Annotated in this window: 13 protein-coding genes; 11 read left to right on the forward strand and 2 right to left on the reverse strand. The window is 71.6% G+C overall.

Going from position 1 to position 14,045, the window contains the following annotated elements; all coding sequences use genetic code 11:
• The first annotated feature begins 57 nt into the window (after positions 1-57).
• From AB0H84_RS39285 to AB0H84_RS39305, 5 genes are all read left to right on the forward strand, one after another.
• Entirely contained in the window at positions 58-1,338 is a 1,281-nt protein-coding gene (locus AB0H84_RS39285) for an extracellular solute-binding protein (RefSeq protein WP_357616398.1), read from the forward strand.
• Complete coding sequence (locus tag AB0H84_RS39290; RefSeq protein ID WP_357616401.1) at positions 1,335-2,276, forward strand: sugar ABC transporter permease; 942 nt, start codon at positions 1,335-1,337, stop codon at positions 2,274-2,276. The genes AB0H84_RS39285 and AB0H84_RS39290 overlap by 4 nt, the downstream gene beginning before the upstream one ends.
• A complete protein-coding gene (locus tag AB0H84_RS39295; RefSeq protein ID WP_357616404.1) occupies positions 2,273-3,094 on the forward strand; it encodes a carbohydrate ABC transporter permease in 822 nt (273 codons plus the stop codon). Before AB0H84_RS39290 ends, AB0H84_RS39295 begins: the two co-directional genes overlap by 4 nt.
• Before the next feature lie 19 nt (positions 3,095-3,113).
• On the forward strand, positions 3,114-4,628 hold the full coding sequence (locus AB0H84_RS39300; protein WP_357616407.1) for a glycoside hydrolase family 43 protein: 1,515 nt from the start codon (positions 3,114-3,116) through the stop codon (positions 4,626-4,628).
• A 67-nt stretch (positions 4,629-4,695) separates the two neighbouring features.
• Complete coding sequence (locus AB0H84_RS39305; protein ID WP_357616410.1) at positions 4,696-5,901, forward strand: cytochrome P450; 1,206 nt, start codon at positions 4,696-4,698, stop codon at positions 5,899-5,901.
• A 34-nt stretch (positions 5,902-5,935) separates the two neighbouring features.
• Here AB0H84_RS39305 and AB0H84_RS39310 read toward each other — a convergent pair whose 3' ends face one another.
• Complete coding sequence (locus AB0H84_RS39310) at positions 5,936-6,385, reverse strand: hypothetical protein (RefSeq protein WP_357616413.1); 450 nt, start codon at positions 6,383-6,385, stop codon at positions 5,936-5,938.
• 231 nt (positions 6,386-6,616) lie between these two features.
• On the opposite strand from AB0H84_RS39310, the gene AB0H84_RS39315 reads away from it, so the two are divergent.
• The 6 genes from AB0H84_RS39315 to AB0H84_RS39340 all read left to right on the forward strand — a co-directional run bounded on the left by AB0H84_RS39315 (position 6,617) and on the right by AB0H84_RS39340 (position 12,676).
• Complete coding sequence (locus tag AB0H84_RS39315; RefSeq protein WP_357616416.1) at positions 6,617-7,114, forward strand: hypothetical protein; 498 nt, start codon at positions 6,617-6,619, stop codon at positions 7,112-7,114.
• 189 nt (positions 7,115-7,303) lie between these two features.
• On the forward strand, positions 7,304-8,614 hold the full coding sequence (locus AB0H84_RS39320; RefSeq protein WP_357616418.1) for a CoA transferase: 1,311 nt from the start codon (positions 7,304-7,306) through the stop codon (positions 8,612-8,614).
• The gene (fabG, locus tag AB0H84_RS39325) at positions 8,611-9,351 is read left to right on the forward strand and encodes a 3-oxoacyl-ACP reductase FabG (protein WP_357616421.1); all 741 of its coding nucleotides are present in this window, start codon (positions 8,611-8,613) and stop codon (positions 9,349-9,351) included. Before AB0H84_RS39320 ends, fabG begins: the two co-directional genes overlap by 4 nt.
• Positions 9,348-10,208, forward strand: coding sequence for a MaoC family dehydratase N-terminal domain-containing protein (locus AB0H84_RS39330; RefSeq protein WP_357616424.1), 861 nt, complete (start codon positions 9,348-9,350; stop codon positions 10,206-10,208). The genes fabG and AB0H84_RS39330 overlap by 4 nt, the downstream gene beginning before the upstream one ends.
• Positions 10,201-11,763, forward strand: coding sequence for an acyl-CoA dehydrogenase family protein (locus AB0H84_RS39335; protein ID WP_357616427.1), 1,563 nt, complete (start codon positions 10,201-10,203; stop codon positions 11,761-11,763). The genes AB0H84_RS39330 and AB0H84_RS39335 overlap by 8 nt, the downstream gene beginning before the upstream one ends.
• Positions 11,764-11,770: 7 nt before the next feature.
• The gene (locus tag AB0H84_RS39340) at positions 11,771-12,676 is read left to right on the forward strand and encodes an oxidoreductase (protein WP_357616430.1); all 906 of its coding nucleotides are present in this window, start codon (positions 11,771-11,773) and stop codon (positions 12,674-12,676) included.
• Between the two features lie 168 nt (positions 12,677-12,844).
• Here AB0H84_RS39340 and AB0H84_RS39345 read toward each other — a convergent pair whose 3' ends face one another.
• Positions 12,845-14,035: an ABC transporter permease gene (locus AB0H84_RS39345; protein WP_357616432.1), complete on the reverse strand. Its 1,191-nt coding sequence runs from the start codon at positions 14,033-14,035 to the stop codon at positions 12,845-12,847.
• Between the last annotated feature and the right edge of the window lie 10 nt (positions 14,036-14,045).

The raw sequence follows: 14,045 nt of genomic DNA on the forward strand, positions 1-14,045 counted from the left end.
TGCACCCCGCCCGCCACCGCGCTCCGCTCCTGACCCCCACCCCGGAAGAGAACAGCCGTGAATTTCCGTATCGCAACCCCAGCCGCGCTCCTCGCGGCCATCGCCCTGACCGCCACCGCCTGCGGAGGCGGCTCCGGCAGCACGCCGTCGCAGCCGTCGGGTGACGGCAAGTCGTTCGAGTTCTGGTCCTTCTCCGGGATCAACCAGAAGGCCTCGGTCGACGAGTACCACAAGGTCAACCCGAACGTGCAGGTGAAGCTCACCGAGGTGGGCGGCTCGACCGAGACGGCGCAGGCGCTGACGACGGCGCTGGCCGGCGGCAAGGTGCCCGACCTGGTGCTCATCCAGGGCGACGACCTGCCCAAGTTCGTGCAGCAGCCGCAGAACTTCTACGATCTGCGGCAGCTCGGCGCGGACAAGATCAAGGGCGACTACCTCGACTGGGTCATGAGCCAGAGCACTGCCAAGGACGGCTCGATCATCGGCATCCCGACCGACGTGGGCGGCATGGCCATCGCGTACCGGACGGACCTGTTCAAGGAGGCCGGGCTGCCGACCGACCGGGAGGAGGTCGGCAAGCTCTGGCCCACGTGGGACGCGTTCATCGAGACCGGCAAGAAGTACGTCGAAAAGACCGGCAAGGCGTTCATCGACAACGCCGAGACCAGCGTGTTCTACCAGGCGGTCAACCAGGGTCCGCAGAAGTACTACGACCCCCAGGGCAACGTCGTCTACAGCACCAGCCCGCAGGTCAAGACGGCCTTCGACCTGTCGCTCAAGGCCGTGGCGGCCGGGATCAGCGCCAAGCAGACCTCGTTCACCGAGGGCTGGAGCGCGGGCATGGGCAAGGGGCAGTTCGCGGTGATCTCCGCGCCGTCGTGGCTCCTGGGCCAGATCCGCAGGAACGCCCCCGACACCAAGGGCAAGTGGGACATCGCCAAGATCCCCGGCGGAGCCGGCAACTGGGGCGGCAGCTACCTGGCCATCCCCAAGGGCGCCAAGAACGCCAAGGCCGCCTGGGACTACATCAGCAAGATGCAGTCGCCGCAGGGCCAGCTCACGCACTTCCTGGACTCCGGCTCGCTGCCCACGACCCCGTCGGTCTACCAGGACCCCAAGCTCATTGCGAAGAAGGACGAGTTCTTCTCCGACGCGCCGATCGGGAAGATCTACACCGAGTCGCTGCTCGGGCTCAAGCCGTTCTACATCGGCCCGGACAGCGCGGCCATCGGCCAGGAGTTCCTGAACGCCATCACCAGCGTCGAGCAGGGCAAGGGTGACCCCGCCAAGGCTTGGGACACGGCGCTGGCCAACATCAAGACGGCGATCGGCAAGTGACCGCGACTCTCGACAGGGTCGCGGACGCGCCCCCCATCACGACACGGGTCCGCCAGAGCGTCGGCGAGCGCATCGCCCCCTACGTCTACATCGCGCCGTTCTTCCTGATCTTCGCGGTGTTCGGGCTCGTCCCCCTGCTGTTCACGTTCTACGTGGCGCTGTTCGACTGGAACCCCATCGGCGAGCACGTCTTCGTCGGCTTCGACAACTTCACCCGCCTGTTCGGGGATGCCCGGTTCACGAACGCCCTGTGGAACACCCTCAGCATCTGGCTGCTGTCCACTCTCCCGCAGCTGGTGCTCGCGCTGGGCGTGGCGCACCTGCTCAACCACGCCCGGCTGCGGCTGGCGGTGTTCTTCCGGATGTCGATGCTGGTGCCGTACATCACCTCGGTGGCGGCCACCGCGATCGTCTTCGCCCAGATGTTCGACCGTGACTACGGCCTGCTCAACTGGCTGCTGGGCTTCGCGGGCATCGGGCCGATCGACTTCAAGCAGACGGTGTGGGGCAGCCACCTGATGATCGCCGTCATGGTGACGTGGCGCTGGTTCGGCTACACGACGCTGCTCTACCTGGCCTCGCTGCAGGCGATCCCGCGGGCGATCTACGAGGCGGCGGCGGTGGACGGCGCGGGCGGGTGGAAGCAGTTCCGCCACATCTCCCTCCCGTCGCTGCGCCCGGTCATCGTCTTCACGATCGTGACCTCGACGATCGGCGGCCTGCAGATCTTCACCGAGCCCCTGCTGATGTCCCGCTCCACGACCTGCGGGGCGATCCGGCAGTGCCAGACGCTCACGTTGTTCCTCTACGAGCAGGCGTTCGGCCAGTTCCAGTTCGGCTACGGCGCCGCCATCGGCGTGGCGCTGTTCGTCCTGATCATCCTGTTCGCCGCGCTCAACTACGTCCTGTCCACCCGCATGCGCCCGGGGAAGTCATGAACGATCGGATCCGCTGGTGGACCTACCTGCTGATCGGCCTGGCCACGCTCGTCTGCCTGTTCCCGCTGTACTGGATGTTCGTGGTGGCCACCACCGACTCGGCGACGGCCACCCAGCTGCCGCCCGAGATCGTGCCCGGCGGCAACTTCTTCGAGCTGGCGGGGCTGGTGTTCTCGACCGTGCCGTTCGTGCGCTCGATCATCAACAGCCTGATCGTGGCCGGGACGATCGGCGTCGGGCACGCGGTGCTCTGCACGCTGGCCGGCTTCGCCTTCGCCAAGCTGCGCTTCCCGGGCCGGAACGTGCTCTTCCTGATCGTGGTGCTGACCATGACCGTGCCGACGCAGCTCGCGGTCATCCCGCAGTACATGATCATCTCCTCGCTGAACTGGGTGGACACCCTGCAGGCGCTCATCGTCCCGGGTCTGGCCAGCGCGTTCGGCATCTTCTGGATGCGCCAGCACCTGTCCTCGACGATCAGTGACGAGATCCTGCAGGCCGCCCGCATCGACGGGGCGAACAGCTGGCAGATCTACTGGCGCATCGCGTTCCCGCTGGTGCGGCCGGCCGCCTTCGTGCTCGGGCTGCTCGGCTTCGTCTACTCGTGGAACGACTTCCTGTGGCCGTTCATCGTGCTGAAGTCGCCGGAGATGTACACCGCGCAGATCGCCATCAAGGCCCTGCAGAACAGCTTGGACATCGACCTCGGTCTGGCCATGTCGGGCTCGTTCCTGGCCACGCTGCCGCTGCTGGTGCTGTTCATCTTCGTCGGCCGCAGGATGGTGGCCGGCATCATGGACGGCGCCTTCAAGGGCTGACCTTTCGAAAAGGCTCAACGTGAACGTCTACGACAACCCGGTCGTGCCCGGGTTCCACCCGGACCCCAGCGTGTGCCGGGTCGGCGAGGACTACTACCTCGTCTGCTCCAGCTTCGAGTACGTCCCCGGCGTGCCGATCTTCCACAGCCGGGACCTCGTGCACTGGCGCCAGATCGGCAACGTGCTCGACCGGCCCTCGCAGCTGGAGCTGCCGGCGGACGTGGTCGCCTCGGACGGCGTCTTCGCGCCGACGATCCGCCATCACGACGGCCGCTTCTACATGATCACCACCAGTGTGAGCGCGGGCGGCCACTTCGTCGTCACCGCCGAACGCCCGGAAGGCCCCTGGTCCGACCCGGTCTGGATCGACCTGCCCGGCGTCGACCCCGACCTGGCCTGGGACGAGGACGGCTCGTGCTGGTGCACCACCTCGGGCAACCAGGTGGCGCGCATCGACCCGGCGACCGGCAAGATCCTGGAGGGGCCGTACCCGATCTGGTCGGGCACCGGCGGGAAATATCCGGAGGCGCCGCACCTCTATCAGGTGGACGGCTGGTGGTACCTGCTCATGTCCGAAGGCGGCACCGAGCGCGCCCACGCCGTGTCGATCGCCCGCGGCCGCTCGCCGCGCGGTCCCTTCGAGCCCGGGCCGGTCAACCCCATCCTGACGCACCGCGGCACGGACCGGCCGATCCAGAGCACCGGCCACGCCGACCTCGTCCAGGCCGCGGACGGCTCCTGGTGGATGGTGCTGCTCGGCGCCCGCCCGCGCGGCTACTCGCCCGAGTACCAGGTTCTCGGGCGGGAGACCTTCCTCACTCCCGTGCGATGGGAGGACGGCTGGCCCGTCGTGGGTCCCGTCGAGGAGCGCCACCCCGCGCCCGCCGCCTGGCATCCGCTGCCCGAAGAGCCGTACCGCGACGACTTCGACGCCGACGCGCTCGCGCCGTGCTGGATCTCGCCGCGCAGCCGCCCGGACGGGTCCTGGTCGCTGGGCGAGCGTCCCGGCTGGCTGACCCTGCGCGCCACCGGCCCGACCCTCGACCGGCCGGGCCACACCTTCGTGGGGCGCCGCCAGCAGCACCACGACTGCCGGGTCGCCGCCCGCCTCGATCCCGGCTCCGGCACGGCCGGGCTGTCCGTACGCATGGACGAGGCGCACCACTACGACCTGGAGGTGAGCGAGGGGCGGGCACGGGTGATCGCGCGCATCGGCCCGCTGCGTCAGTGCGTGGCCGAGCGGGCGGTGCCGCCCGGGCCGCTCACCCTCACCCTCGACATCCGCACCCGCGACGTCCTGCCGCCCTCGGTGATCGAGCCGGTCGCGGAGTCGACTACTGGGCCGACCGGCGTCGGTGCCAGGGGACCCGACACCATCGCCTTCTCCGCCGACGGCGCCCTGCTGGCCTCGCTGGACGGCCGGTACCTGTCCACGGAGGTGGCGACCGGTTTCACGGGACGGGTGATCGGCATGTACGTCACCGAAGGGAGCGCCGATTTCGACTGGTTCGACTACCGCGCCGGGCAGGTTTAAGGTCCTTGCCTTACTAAGGCGGCCTCCTTAGGGTTGGCGGTGACTTGTCAACTACATAGGGGGCGTCATGACCGAGACCATGCCCGATTACCCCTTCTCCCGGGCCAAGGCCCTGGAGCCGCCGCAGGAGTGGGCCGAGTTACAGGAGCGCTGTCCCGTGGCCCACATCCGGCTGCCGAGCGGCGACACGGCCCAGCTGCTGACCCGCTACGAGGACGTCCGTTCGGTGCTCGCGGACCCTCGCTTCCGGCGGGGCGGCGAGGGCGCGGCGCGGATCTCCACGACGGAGGACGGCGGCATCTTCGCCCGCAACAGCGACTCGAGGATGAGGGAGGGCGAGGGCCACCTGCGGTGGCGGCGGCTGCTCAACAAGTCCTTCACCATCCGGAAGATGGAGACCTGGCGGCCCCGGGTGCAGCAGATGGCCGACGAGCTGGTGGACGACCTGGTGAAGTCCGGCTCGCCGGCCAACCTGTCGGCCCAGCTGGGCCTGCCACTGCCGGTGCGGGTCATCTGCGCCCTGGTCGGCGCCCCCAGCCGGGACCAGGACAAGTTCGCGCACTGGTCGCAGGTCATGCTGACGCTGACGCGCTACACGCAGGAGGAGGTGCGGCAGACGTACGAGGAGTTCGGCGCGTACGTCTCGGCCCTGGTCGAGGAGAAGCGGGCGAACCCGGGCGACGACCTCCTCAGCGAGCTGACCCAGATCTCCGACAGCGAGGACGGCAGGCTCAGCCACGAAGAGCTCATCACCACCGTGATGGCGCTCCTGCTGGCCGGGCACGAGACCACCTCCAACATGATCGCCATCATGGCGGCGATGCTCCTGGCGGAGCCGGAGCGCTACCAGGCCGTCATCGACGACCCCGAGCTCATCCCGGGCACCGTCGAGGAGGTCCTGCGGCTCGACACCACGCTCAGCGTGATCGGCTTCCCCCGGGTCGCCACCGAGGACACCGAGCTCAGCGGCACCGTCGTGCCCGCGGGCGGCACCGTGATCCCGTGCCGGCCGGCGGCCAACCGGGACCCGCGCAAGTTCGACGACCCCGAACGCTTCGACCCGCGCCGCGAGAACGCCGCCCAGCACCTGAGCTTCGGCGTCGGCGCGCACTACTGCCTCGGCCAGCCGCTGGCCCGCCTGGAGCTGCAGGTCGTGCTCGGCACGCTCACGCGCCGGCTGCCCACCCTGCGCCTGCGGGACAGCGCCGACGAGCTGCGCCTGCGCACCGGACTGCTGTCGGGCGGGCTCCAGGACGTCTGGGTCGCCTGGTGACGTCATGAGGCCGGTGCGGGCGTCCGCGCCGGCCTCACACCAGGGGCCGGCGGCGTCGGCCGGCGATCAAAGCGATGATCATGATCAGCCCGTAGACGAGGAACGGCCAGCCGTACGGCCGGCGCGGCCCCCAGCCGTCGGAGACCGTCGCCACCCCCACCACGATGACGGCCCCGGCCAGGAACCACCCCAAGACCCGCCCCGCCGTACGAGTGCGCCGCCATGCCGTCAGGAACGCCAGCAAGAGCGCCATGACGATCCCCGGCCACGCCATGAGGACGTAATCCCAGCCGGCGTCCACCCCGCCACCGCCGCCGAGGAGGGCGAGAGGGAAGGCCATGAGGATCATGCTCATTCCCCCGTACATCGCATCGCCGAGGTGACCCTCCTGGGTGAGCCACGTCAGCGTCAGCACCGCCGCCCCGTACGAGCAGGCGGCCAGTGCCGTCGGCAGGCCACGTACCTTCGCGATGGCTTGAATCATGAGAGACAGAGTGCCCGACCGTGACACGGCGGTGGCGTGGGACCCCCGTGCCCGGGGGCGATGACGCGGGGCACAGCCGGTGCCGGTATTTCTGCGCGGTGCCGTAGGACGGCCGGGAGCTACCTTCCTCGGGTGCACGTGAGCCGGCGCACGCCGCCTCGGCCGGCGACAGGCGTGCCACTCCCCGCGCAGTCCCGCGCGGGGAGCCGGATTCACACCTTGGAGATCCGTATGACCATGCCATCGACCACTCCGGTCCGCCGCCGCACGGGCCTGCGCCTGTCCGCGCTGGCCGCCGTGGCTACCATGGCGGCGGGCGCGCTGCTGGCGGGGAACGCCACGTCGGCCGAGGCGGTGCCGCCGGAGGTGATCAGCCGCTGGAACAACGAGCTGATCCACGCCAACTCCCTCAGCCCCGGCTTCAGCATGTTCCTGGCCTCGGGCGCGTACACGATCACCGCGAAGCTGACCGCGCAGAACACCGGCTCCGCCGCGATCGCCTACACGTGCCTGATCAGCGCGGCCGGCGGCGCCGACACCGACGTCGCCGAGGTCACCCTGCCGCCCAACGGCAAGCAGGGCGTCTTCGTCAACGTCGTGCACAACTTCACGAGCACGGGCCAGCTCACCTTCGCCTGCACCAAGCCCGCGGGCACGGCGCAGGTGCGGATGCAGCAGGTGAAGATCACCGCGGTCAAGGTCAACACGCTGGACAACCAGCCGTTCTGACCTCGACCCGGACCGCAGGCCGGAGGCGCTCCCACCCGCCTCCGGCCTCTCCTGCAGGCCCGACACACGTCGGAGGCATGGTCTGGCCTGAGCCCCGGATACGGGTGGATCATGGCATTGGTCACCGATCCGGGCCGCGCGCCCGGATGGGACCGCTGACCGGCCCACGACCACGCCAGGAGAGCGACGGTGGAGAGCGAAGCCTTCGGGGAGGAGACCGGGCCGGTGGCGGATGCGACCGGCCCGCGGCGCTCCCGGCCGCTGCGCGGCCTGCGGATCGTCGAGATCTCGACGTACGTGGCCACCCCGCTGAGCGGGATGACCCTGGCGCAGCTGGGCGCGGACGTGATCCGGATCGAGCCCGTCGGCGGCGCCCCCGACCGCACCCGGTGGCCGCTGGCCGAGAGCGGGACGAGCCTGTACTGGTCCGGGCTCAACAAGGGCAAGCGCGCCATCGAGGTGGACCTGTCGTCAGAGCGGGGCCGCCGGCTCGTCGCCGACCTGGTCGTCAGCGGAGGGCGGCGCGGCGGGATCGTGGTCACCAACTCCGCACGGCACCCTGAGCTGACCTTCGAGGCGCTGCGCGAGCGCCGCCCCGACGTGATCCACGTGCTGCTCACCGGCCGCAGGAACGGCGAAACCGCCGTGGACTACACCGTACAGGCGGCCACCGGATTCCCCCTGCTGACCGGCCCGGAGGAGGCGGCGCAGCCGGTGAACAGCGTGGTGCCCGCCTGGGACCTGGCCGCCGGCCTCTACGTGACGGTCGGCCTGCTGGCCGCCGAGCGGCACCGCCTGCTGACGGGCGAGGGACAGCAGGTGCGCGTCGCGCTGGAGGACGTCGCGCTGGCCACCGCCGGGAACCTCGGCTACCTCGCCGAGGCGCAGCTGAGCGGCACCCCGCGCGAGCGCTGCGGCAACTACGTCTACGGCACCTTCGGCCGCGACTTCGCCACCGCCGACGGCGGGCGGCTGATGGTCGTGGCGCTCACCGCCCGGCACTGGCAGGACCTCCTCGCCGCGACCGGCCTCACCGAGGTGGTCGCCGCGCTGGCCGCCGCGCTCGGGGTGGACTTCGCCGAGGAGTCGGTCCGCCACCGGCACCGCAAGCTGCTCGGGGACCTGCTCGCGGGCTGGTTCGGGACGCGTACGCGCGCCGAGGCCGAGTCGGCGCTGCGCGCCACCCGCGTGCTCTGGTCGGCGTACCGGAGCTTCGCCGAGCTGGCGGCCCTGCTGCCCGAGAGCCCGCTGATGGGGAAGGTCACGCAGCCCGGGGTCGGCGAGCACTGGGCGCCGGGATCGCCCGTGGTGCTGGACGGGGAGCAGGCGCTGCCCGAGATGTCACCGCGGGTCGGCGAGCACACCGGCGAGGTGCTCCGCGCCGAGCTCGGGCTCTCCGCCGCCGAGCTCGCGAAGCTGCGCGAGAACGGCGTCATCGGGGACCCAGACGGGCATCAACGGGATCGCGACCCACGAACGAGAGAAGCTGATCATCCATGACGCTACTCGCCGACAAGACCGCGGTCGTCACCGGCGGCGCCCAGGGCATCGGCCTGGCCATCGCGGAAGTCTTCGTCAAGGAAGGCGCGAAGGTCGTGCTCGGCGACCTGAACCTGGACGCCGCGCAGGCGGCGGCCAAGGAGCTCGGCGGTCCCGCGGTGGCCCGCGCGGTGCGGTGCGACGTCACGCACGCCTCCGACGTGGACGCCCTGATCGGGACCGCGCTGGAGGCCTTCGGCTCGCTGGACGTCATGGTCAACAACGCCGGGATCACCCGCGACGCGACGATGCGGACGATGACCGAGGAGCAGTTCGACCAGGTCATCGACGTACACCTCAAGGGCACCTGGAACGGCACGCGCAAGGCGGCCGCGATCATGCGCGAGCAGGGCAGCGGCGCGATCGTGAACATCTCCTCCCTGTCGGGCAAGGTCGGCCTGGTGGGCCAGACCAACTACTCCGCCGCCAAGGCCGGCATCGTCGGCCTGTCCAAGGCCGCCGCCAAGGAGCTGGCGCACCACGGCGTGCGGGTCAACGTCATCCAGCCGGGCCTGATCCGTACGGCCATGACCGAGGCGATGCCGCAGAAGGCGTGGGATCAGAAGATGGCCGAGATCCCGATGCGGCGCGCGGGCGAGACGCACGAGGTCGCCACCGTCGCGCTGTTCCTGGCCTCCAGCCTGTCCTCCTACATGACGGGCACCGTGCTGGAGGTCACCGGCGGGCGGTTCATGTGAGCTGGGCGCCGCACACCGTCGTCACGACCGAGACGCTCGACCCCCATCCCGTCGCGGCGCTGTCGGCCCTCTTCGACGACGGCACGCCCGCGCCCGGCCCGGGGGACGCCCTGCCGCCGCTGTGGCACTGGCTCGCGTCGGCCCGCTGGCCGCTCTCGTCCGCGCTCGGAGTGGACGGCCATCCGGCGCGCGGGTCGTTCCTGCCTCCGGTGGAGCTGCCGCGGCGGATGTTCGCGGGCGGCGAGGTCGTCTTCCACGCGCCGCTCACGGTGGGGAGCACGGTACGCCGCGAGTCGTCCGTGGAGTCGGTCACCGAGAAGTCGGGGCGCTCGGGCAAGCTGGTCGTCGTGGTGGTCGCCACCAGCCTGTACGACGAGAGCGGCCGGCTGGCGATCGAGGAGCGGCAGGACCTCGTCTACCGCGACGCCGGAGCCGTCGCCCCCGCCGCGGAGCCGGCTGTCCTGGACCCGGCCGGCGCGCCCCTCACCCGGGCCGGGGAGTGGGCCTGGGATCTCGCCACGGATCCCACGCTGTTGCTGCGGTTCAGCGCGGCGACGTGCAACCCGCACCGCATCCACTACGACTGGCCGTACGCCACCCGCGTGGAGGGCTACCCGGGCCTGGTGGTGCACGGCCCGCTGATGACGCTCGCCCTGGCGGAGGTGCTGCGCCTGGAGGGGTACGCCGGGCAGGTCCGGCGCATGCGCCACAGGCACCGCAAGCCGCTCTTCTGCGGTCGGCCCGCGCGGCTGCGACGGGTCGAGGACGCCGAACCCCTCACCCTCGGCGTGTTCGGCCCGGACCCCGAGCCCCACAGCACCTTGATGATCGACCGGGAGGGCACCGGCCATGGCTGACGCGGCCACCGGCGCGCGGGCCGTCGTCGACGTGCTGCGCTCCGTCGTCGCCGGGGCGGCGGCGCGCCTCAGCTCAGGGGACCAGGATCAGGCCGTGGCGTACGACGTGGCGTCGATCTCGTCGGCGGTCGCGGCGGCCGCCGAACTCCTGGAGCACGACGCGGACCTGGCGCTGCTGTACGCCGCCGACGTCGCCGCGGACCTCGCCGGCCGGATGAGCGGCCGGGAGTCCCAGTGGGGGGTGGACAGGACGGCGCTGGACGGCGTGCAGGCCCACCTCGCCGCCGGACGCGACCCCGCCTTCCTCGAACGCGTGGCCGAGCGGGTCATGGCCACCGGCGAGGCGGGGCCGCGGCACCTGCCCGACGAGCTGCGGCTGCTCCGCTCGGCCTGCCGCGCGTTCGCCGAGGACCGGGTGGTCCCGGTCGCGGACCGGATCCACCGCGACGACGAGGACATTCCTGCCGACATCATCGACGGGCTCGCGGACATGGGGTGCTTCGGGCTGTCCGTCCCGGCCGCGTACGGCGGCGCCGCCGAGGGCGGCGACCTGCTCGGCATGGTCGTGGTGACCGAGGAGCTCTCCCGCGCCTCGCTCGGCGCCGCCGGCTCGCTCATCACCCGTCCCGAGATCATCGCCACCGCGATCGTCCGGGGCGGCACCGAGGAGCAGAAGCGGCGCTGGCTGCCGCTGATCGCCTCGGGGGAGAGGCTCTGCGCGGTCGCGGTGACCGAGCCGGACCACGGCTCCGACGTCGCCGCGATCACCACCGCCGCGACCAGGGACGGCGACGAGTGGCTGCTGAGCGGCGTCAAGACCTGGTGCACCTTCGCCGGCCGCGCGCACTACCTCCTGGTCCTGGCCCGTACCGATCCGTCCGGACACCGCGGCCTGTCGCTCTTCGTGGTGGAGAAGCCGTCCTTCACCGGTCACGAATGGCGGCTCACCCAGGAGGGCGGCGGAGCCGTCGAGGGGCGCGCGATCCGTACCCTCGGCTACCGGGGCATGCACTCGTTCGAGGTCCGCTTCGACCGCTGGCGCGTCCCCGCCGCCGGCCTGATCGGCCTGGAGGAGGGCCTCGGGCGCGGGTTCTACCTGCAGATGCAGGCGTTCGCCAACGCGCGGCTGCAGACCGCGGCCCGGGCCGTGGGGGTCATGCAGGCGGCGCTCGAGCTCGCCGTCGGCTACGCGCGGCAGCGGCCGGTCTTCGGCCGCCCCCTCGCCGGCTACCAGCTGACCCGCGCCAAGATCGCCAGGATGGCCGCGTCGATCGCCGCCTGCCGCGCCTTCACGTACGCGGCGGCCCGCGCCGTGGCGGACGGCGACGGCCAGCTGGAGGCCGCGCAGGTGAAGCAGCTCGCCTGCCGGGCGGCCGAATGGGTCACCAGGGAGGCGCAGCAGCTGCACGGCGGCTACGGGTACGCGGAGGAGTACAGCGTCTCGCGGCTGTTCGTGGACGCCCGGGTGCTCTCCATCTTCGAAGGTGCCGACGAGGTGCTCGCCCTGCGCGTCATCGCCCGCCGCCTGACGACACCCGCCACCGGGCGGCCATAATCCCTGGATGTCCTCAGAACAGATCACCGCGGCGGCGTCGGGCTCCTGGCAACTGGGCGACCTGACGGTCAACCGCGTCGGCCTGGGCGCCATGCGGCTGGCCCAGCACGGCCAGGCGCTCACGGCCGACGCCGTCCCGATGGACCGCGCCCGTGCGATCGCCGTGCTGCGGCGTGCGGTGGAGCTGGGCGTCAACCACATCGACACCGCGGCGTTCTACTTCTCGCCGCTGCGCTCGGCCAACGAGCTCATCAACCACGCGCTCGCCCCGTACCCCGACAATCTGGTCATCGCCACCAAGGTCGGACCCGCCCGGGACTCCTCCGGCGAGTGGCTGCCGCCCGCCACCCCCGGACAGCTGCGCGGCCAGGTCGAGGAGAACCTCCGCCAGCTCGGCCGCGACCACCTCGACGTGGTCAACCTGCGCGTGACCGGTCCTGGCTCCATCGCCGAGCACTTCGGCGCGCTGGCCGAGCTCCGCGAGGCCGGGTTGATCCGCCACCTGGGCCTGTCCGCCGTCGGCCCGGATCAGCTCGCCGAGGCCCAGGCCATCGCCCCGGTGGTGTGCGTCCAGAACTCCTACGGCATCGGCGTCCGGCCCGGCCAGGACGACTTCGTGCGCGCCTGCGGCGAGCAGGGAGTGGCCTTCGTGCCGTTCTTCGCGATCGCCGCCGCCGGACGGGAGGCGGGTGCGAGCGGCGCCGACAGCGACGCGGTGCTGCACGTCGCCCGCGAGCTCGGGGTCAGCGCGGCGCAGGTACGGCTGGCGTGGACCTTGCACCGCGGGCCGCACGTGCTGGCGATCCCCGGCACCGGCGACCCCGACCACCTGGTCGCGAACGTGGCCGCGGGGGCGCTGCGCCTGCCGGCGGAGCATCTGGCGGCTCTGGACGCCGCGCACAAGGTGGCCTGACCGCCACTCCACACGGCGACCACGGAGCGGGAGGGTCCGCAGGCGGTGGCCCGGGCGCGTGCAGGAGGCGCACGTGTACGCGGCCGCCCCGTCACCGGCGGGGCGAGATCCTGAGAGGCCCGAGCATCGGCCGGAGGCGGAGCGCCCGCAGCGCCGGTGGGAGCGCTGTCAGGTGCTCAGGGCCACGGTCGGAGGGACGCGGGCCGCGCGGAGCGCCGGATAGATGCCCGCCAGCGCGCCGATCACCACCGTGATGCCCAGCCCGCCCCCCAGCGCCCACAGCGGCACCACCGTCGGCAGCCCGTTGAGCTGGGCATAGACGAACGTGGCCAGCGCCCCCAGCAGCACCCCGGCCCCGCCGCCGAAGGCCGACAGCAGCAGCGCCTCGACCAGGAACTGGTTGCGTACCTGAGCCCTCGTGGCCCCGAACGACCTGCGCAGGCCGATCTCCCTGCGCCGCTCCAGCACCGCGACCACCATGGTGTTGGCCACCCCCACCCCGCCGACGAACAGGGCGACCGCTCCAAGCCCGAGCATGAGCCCGGTGAACGCGCCCGCCGCGGCGGCCTTGGCCTTCAGCGCGTCCGACGGCCGGCTCACCTTGGCCTCGTTCGGGTTCTCCGGGCTGACCGTGCGGGCCAGCACCGCCCGCACGCTCTCCACCGCCTCGTCGGCCGAGCGCTCGTAGACGGTGGTGGGGTGGCCGTCATGATTGAGGTACTCCTTGGCCGCCGGGAAGCCCACCAGCGCCGACCGCTCGATCTCCTCGGCCAGCGGCGTCCTGTCCAGGATGCCGATGACCGTGAACCACCTGTTGTCGATCCAGACCTGGGCGTTCGGGGTGAGCAGGCCGAGCCGTTCGGCGGCCACCGCGCCCAGCACCACCACGGGCTGGCGTTCGGTGGCGGCGTTGAGCCAGGTGCCCTGGCGTACCCGGCCGTCGAGCGTGGTGAGCAGGTCGAGGCTGGTGGCCTGGACCGTGATGCCCAGCGAGATGCCGCTGGGGATGAGGTCGTTGCGGCGCACCGTGGTGCCGGTCTCGGCGGTCTGGCCGGCGCTGGTGACGCCGTCGATGCGCTTGACCATCTCGGCGGCATTCTTGGAGAGCTTGACCTTGTCGCCGAAGAGGCTGTCCCCCGGGGAGACCCTGAGCAGGTTGGTGCCGAGCTCGTCGAGCTGGCGCAGGAGCTTCTCCTGGCTGGAGGCCGAGATGCCGACCACCGTGACCATGGTGGCGATGCCGATCGCGATGCCCAGCGCGGCGAGGATCGCCCGGGCCGGCCTGGCGCGCAGGCCCGAGGTGCCGAGCCTGGCCATGTCCGTCGTCCGCAGCCGCGCCGGGCGCAGCGCCGTGCTCATGAATCCCCCC

The organism is Nonomuraea sp. NPDC050786, assembly GCF_040654115.1.
Lineage (GTDB): Bacteria > Actinomycetota > Actinomycetes > Streptosporangiales > Streptosporangiaceae > Nonomuraea.

Coding starts and splice junctions, on each gene's coding strand:
- AB0H84_RS39295 (WP_357616404.1), top strand. CDS start 2,273: ATGAACGATCGGATCCGCTGGTGGACCTACCTGCTGATCGGCCTGGCC.
- AB0H84_RS39305 (WP_357616410.1), top strand. CDS start 4,696: ATGACCGAGACCATGCCCGATTACCCCTTCTCCCGGGCCAAGGCCCTG.
- AB0H84_RS39310 (WP_357616413.1), bottom strand. CDS start 6,385: ATGATTCAAGCCATCGCGAAGGTACGTGGCCTGCCGACGGCACTGGCC.
- AB0H84_RS39315 (WP_357616416.1), top strand. CDS start 6,617: ATGACCATGCCATCGACCACTCCGGTCCGCCGCCGCACGGGCCTGCGC.
- fabG (WP_357616421.1), top strand. CDS start 8,611: ATGACGCTACTCGCCGACAAGACCGCGGTCGTCACCGGCGGCGCCCAG.
- AB0H84_RS39335 (WP_357616427.1), top strand. CDS start 10,201: ATGGCTGACGCGGCCACCGGCGCGCGGGCCGTCGTCGACGTGCTGCGC.
- AB0H84_RS39340 (WP_357616430.1), top strand. CDS start 11,771: ATGTCCTCAGAACAGATCACCGCGGCGGCGTCGGGCTCCTGGCAACTG.
- AB0H84_RS39345 (WP_357616432.1), bottom strand. CDS start 14,035: ATGAGCACGGCGCTGCGCCCGGCGCGGCTGCGGACGACGGACATGGCC.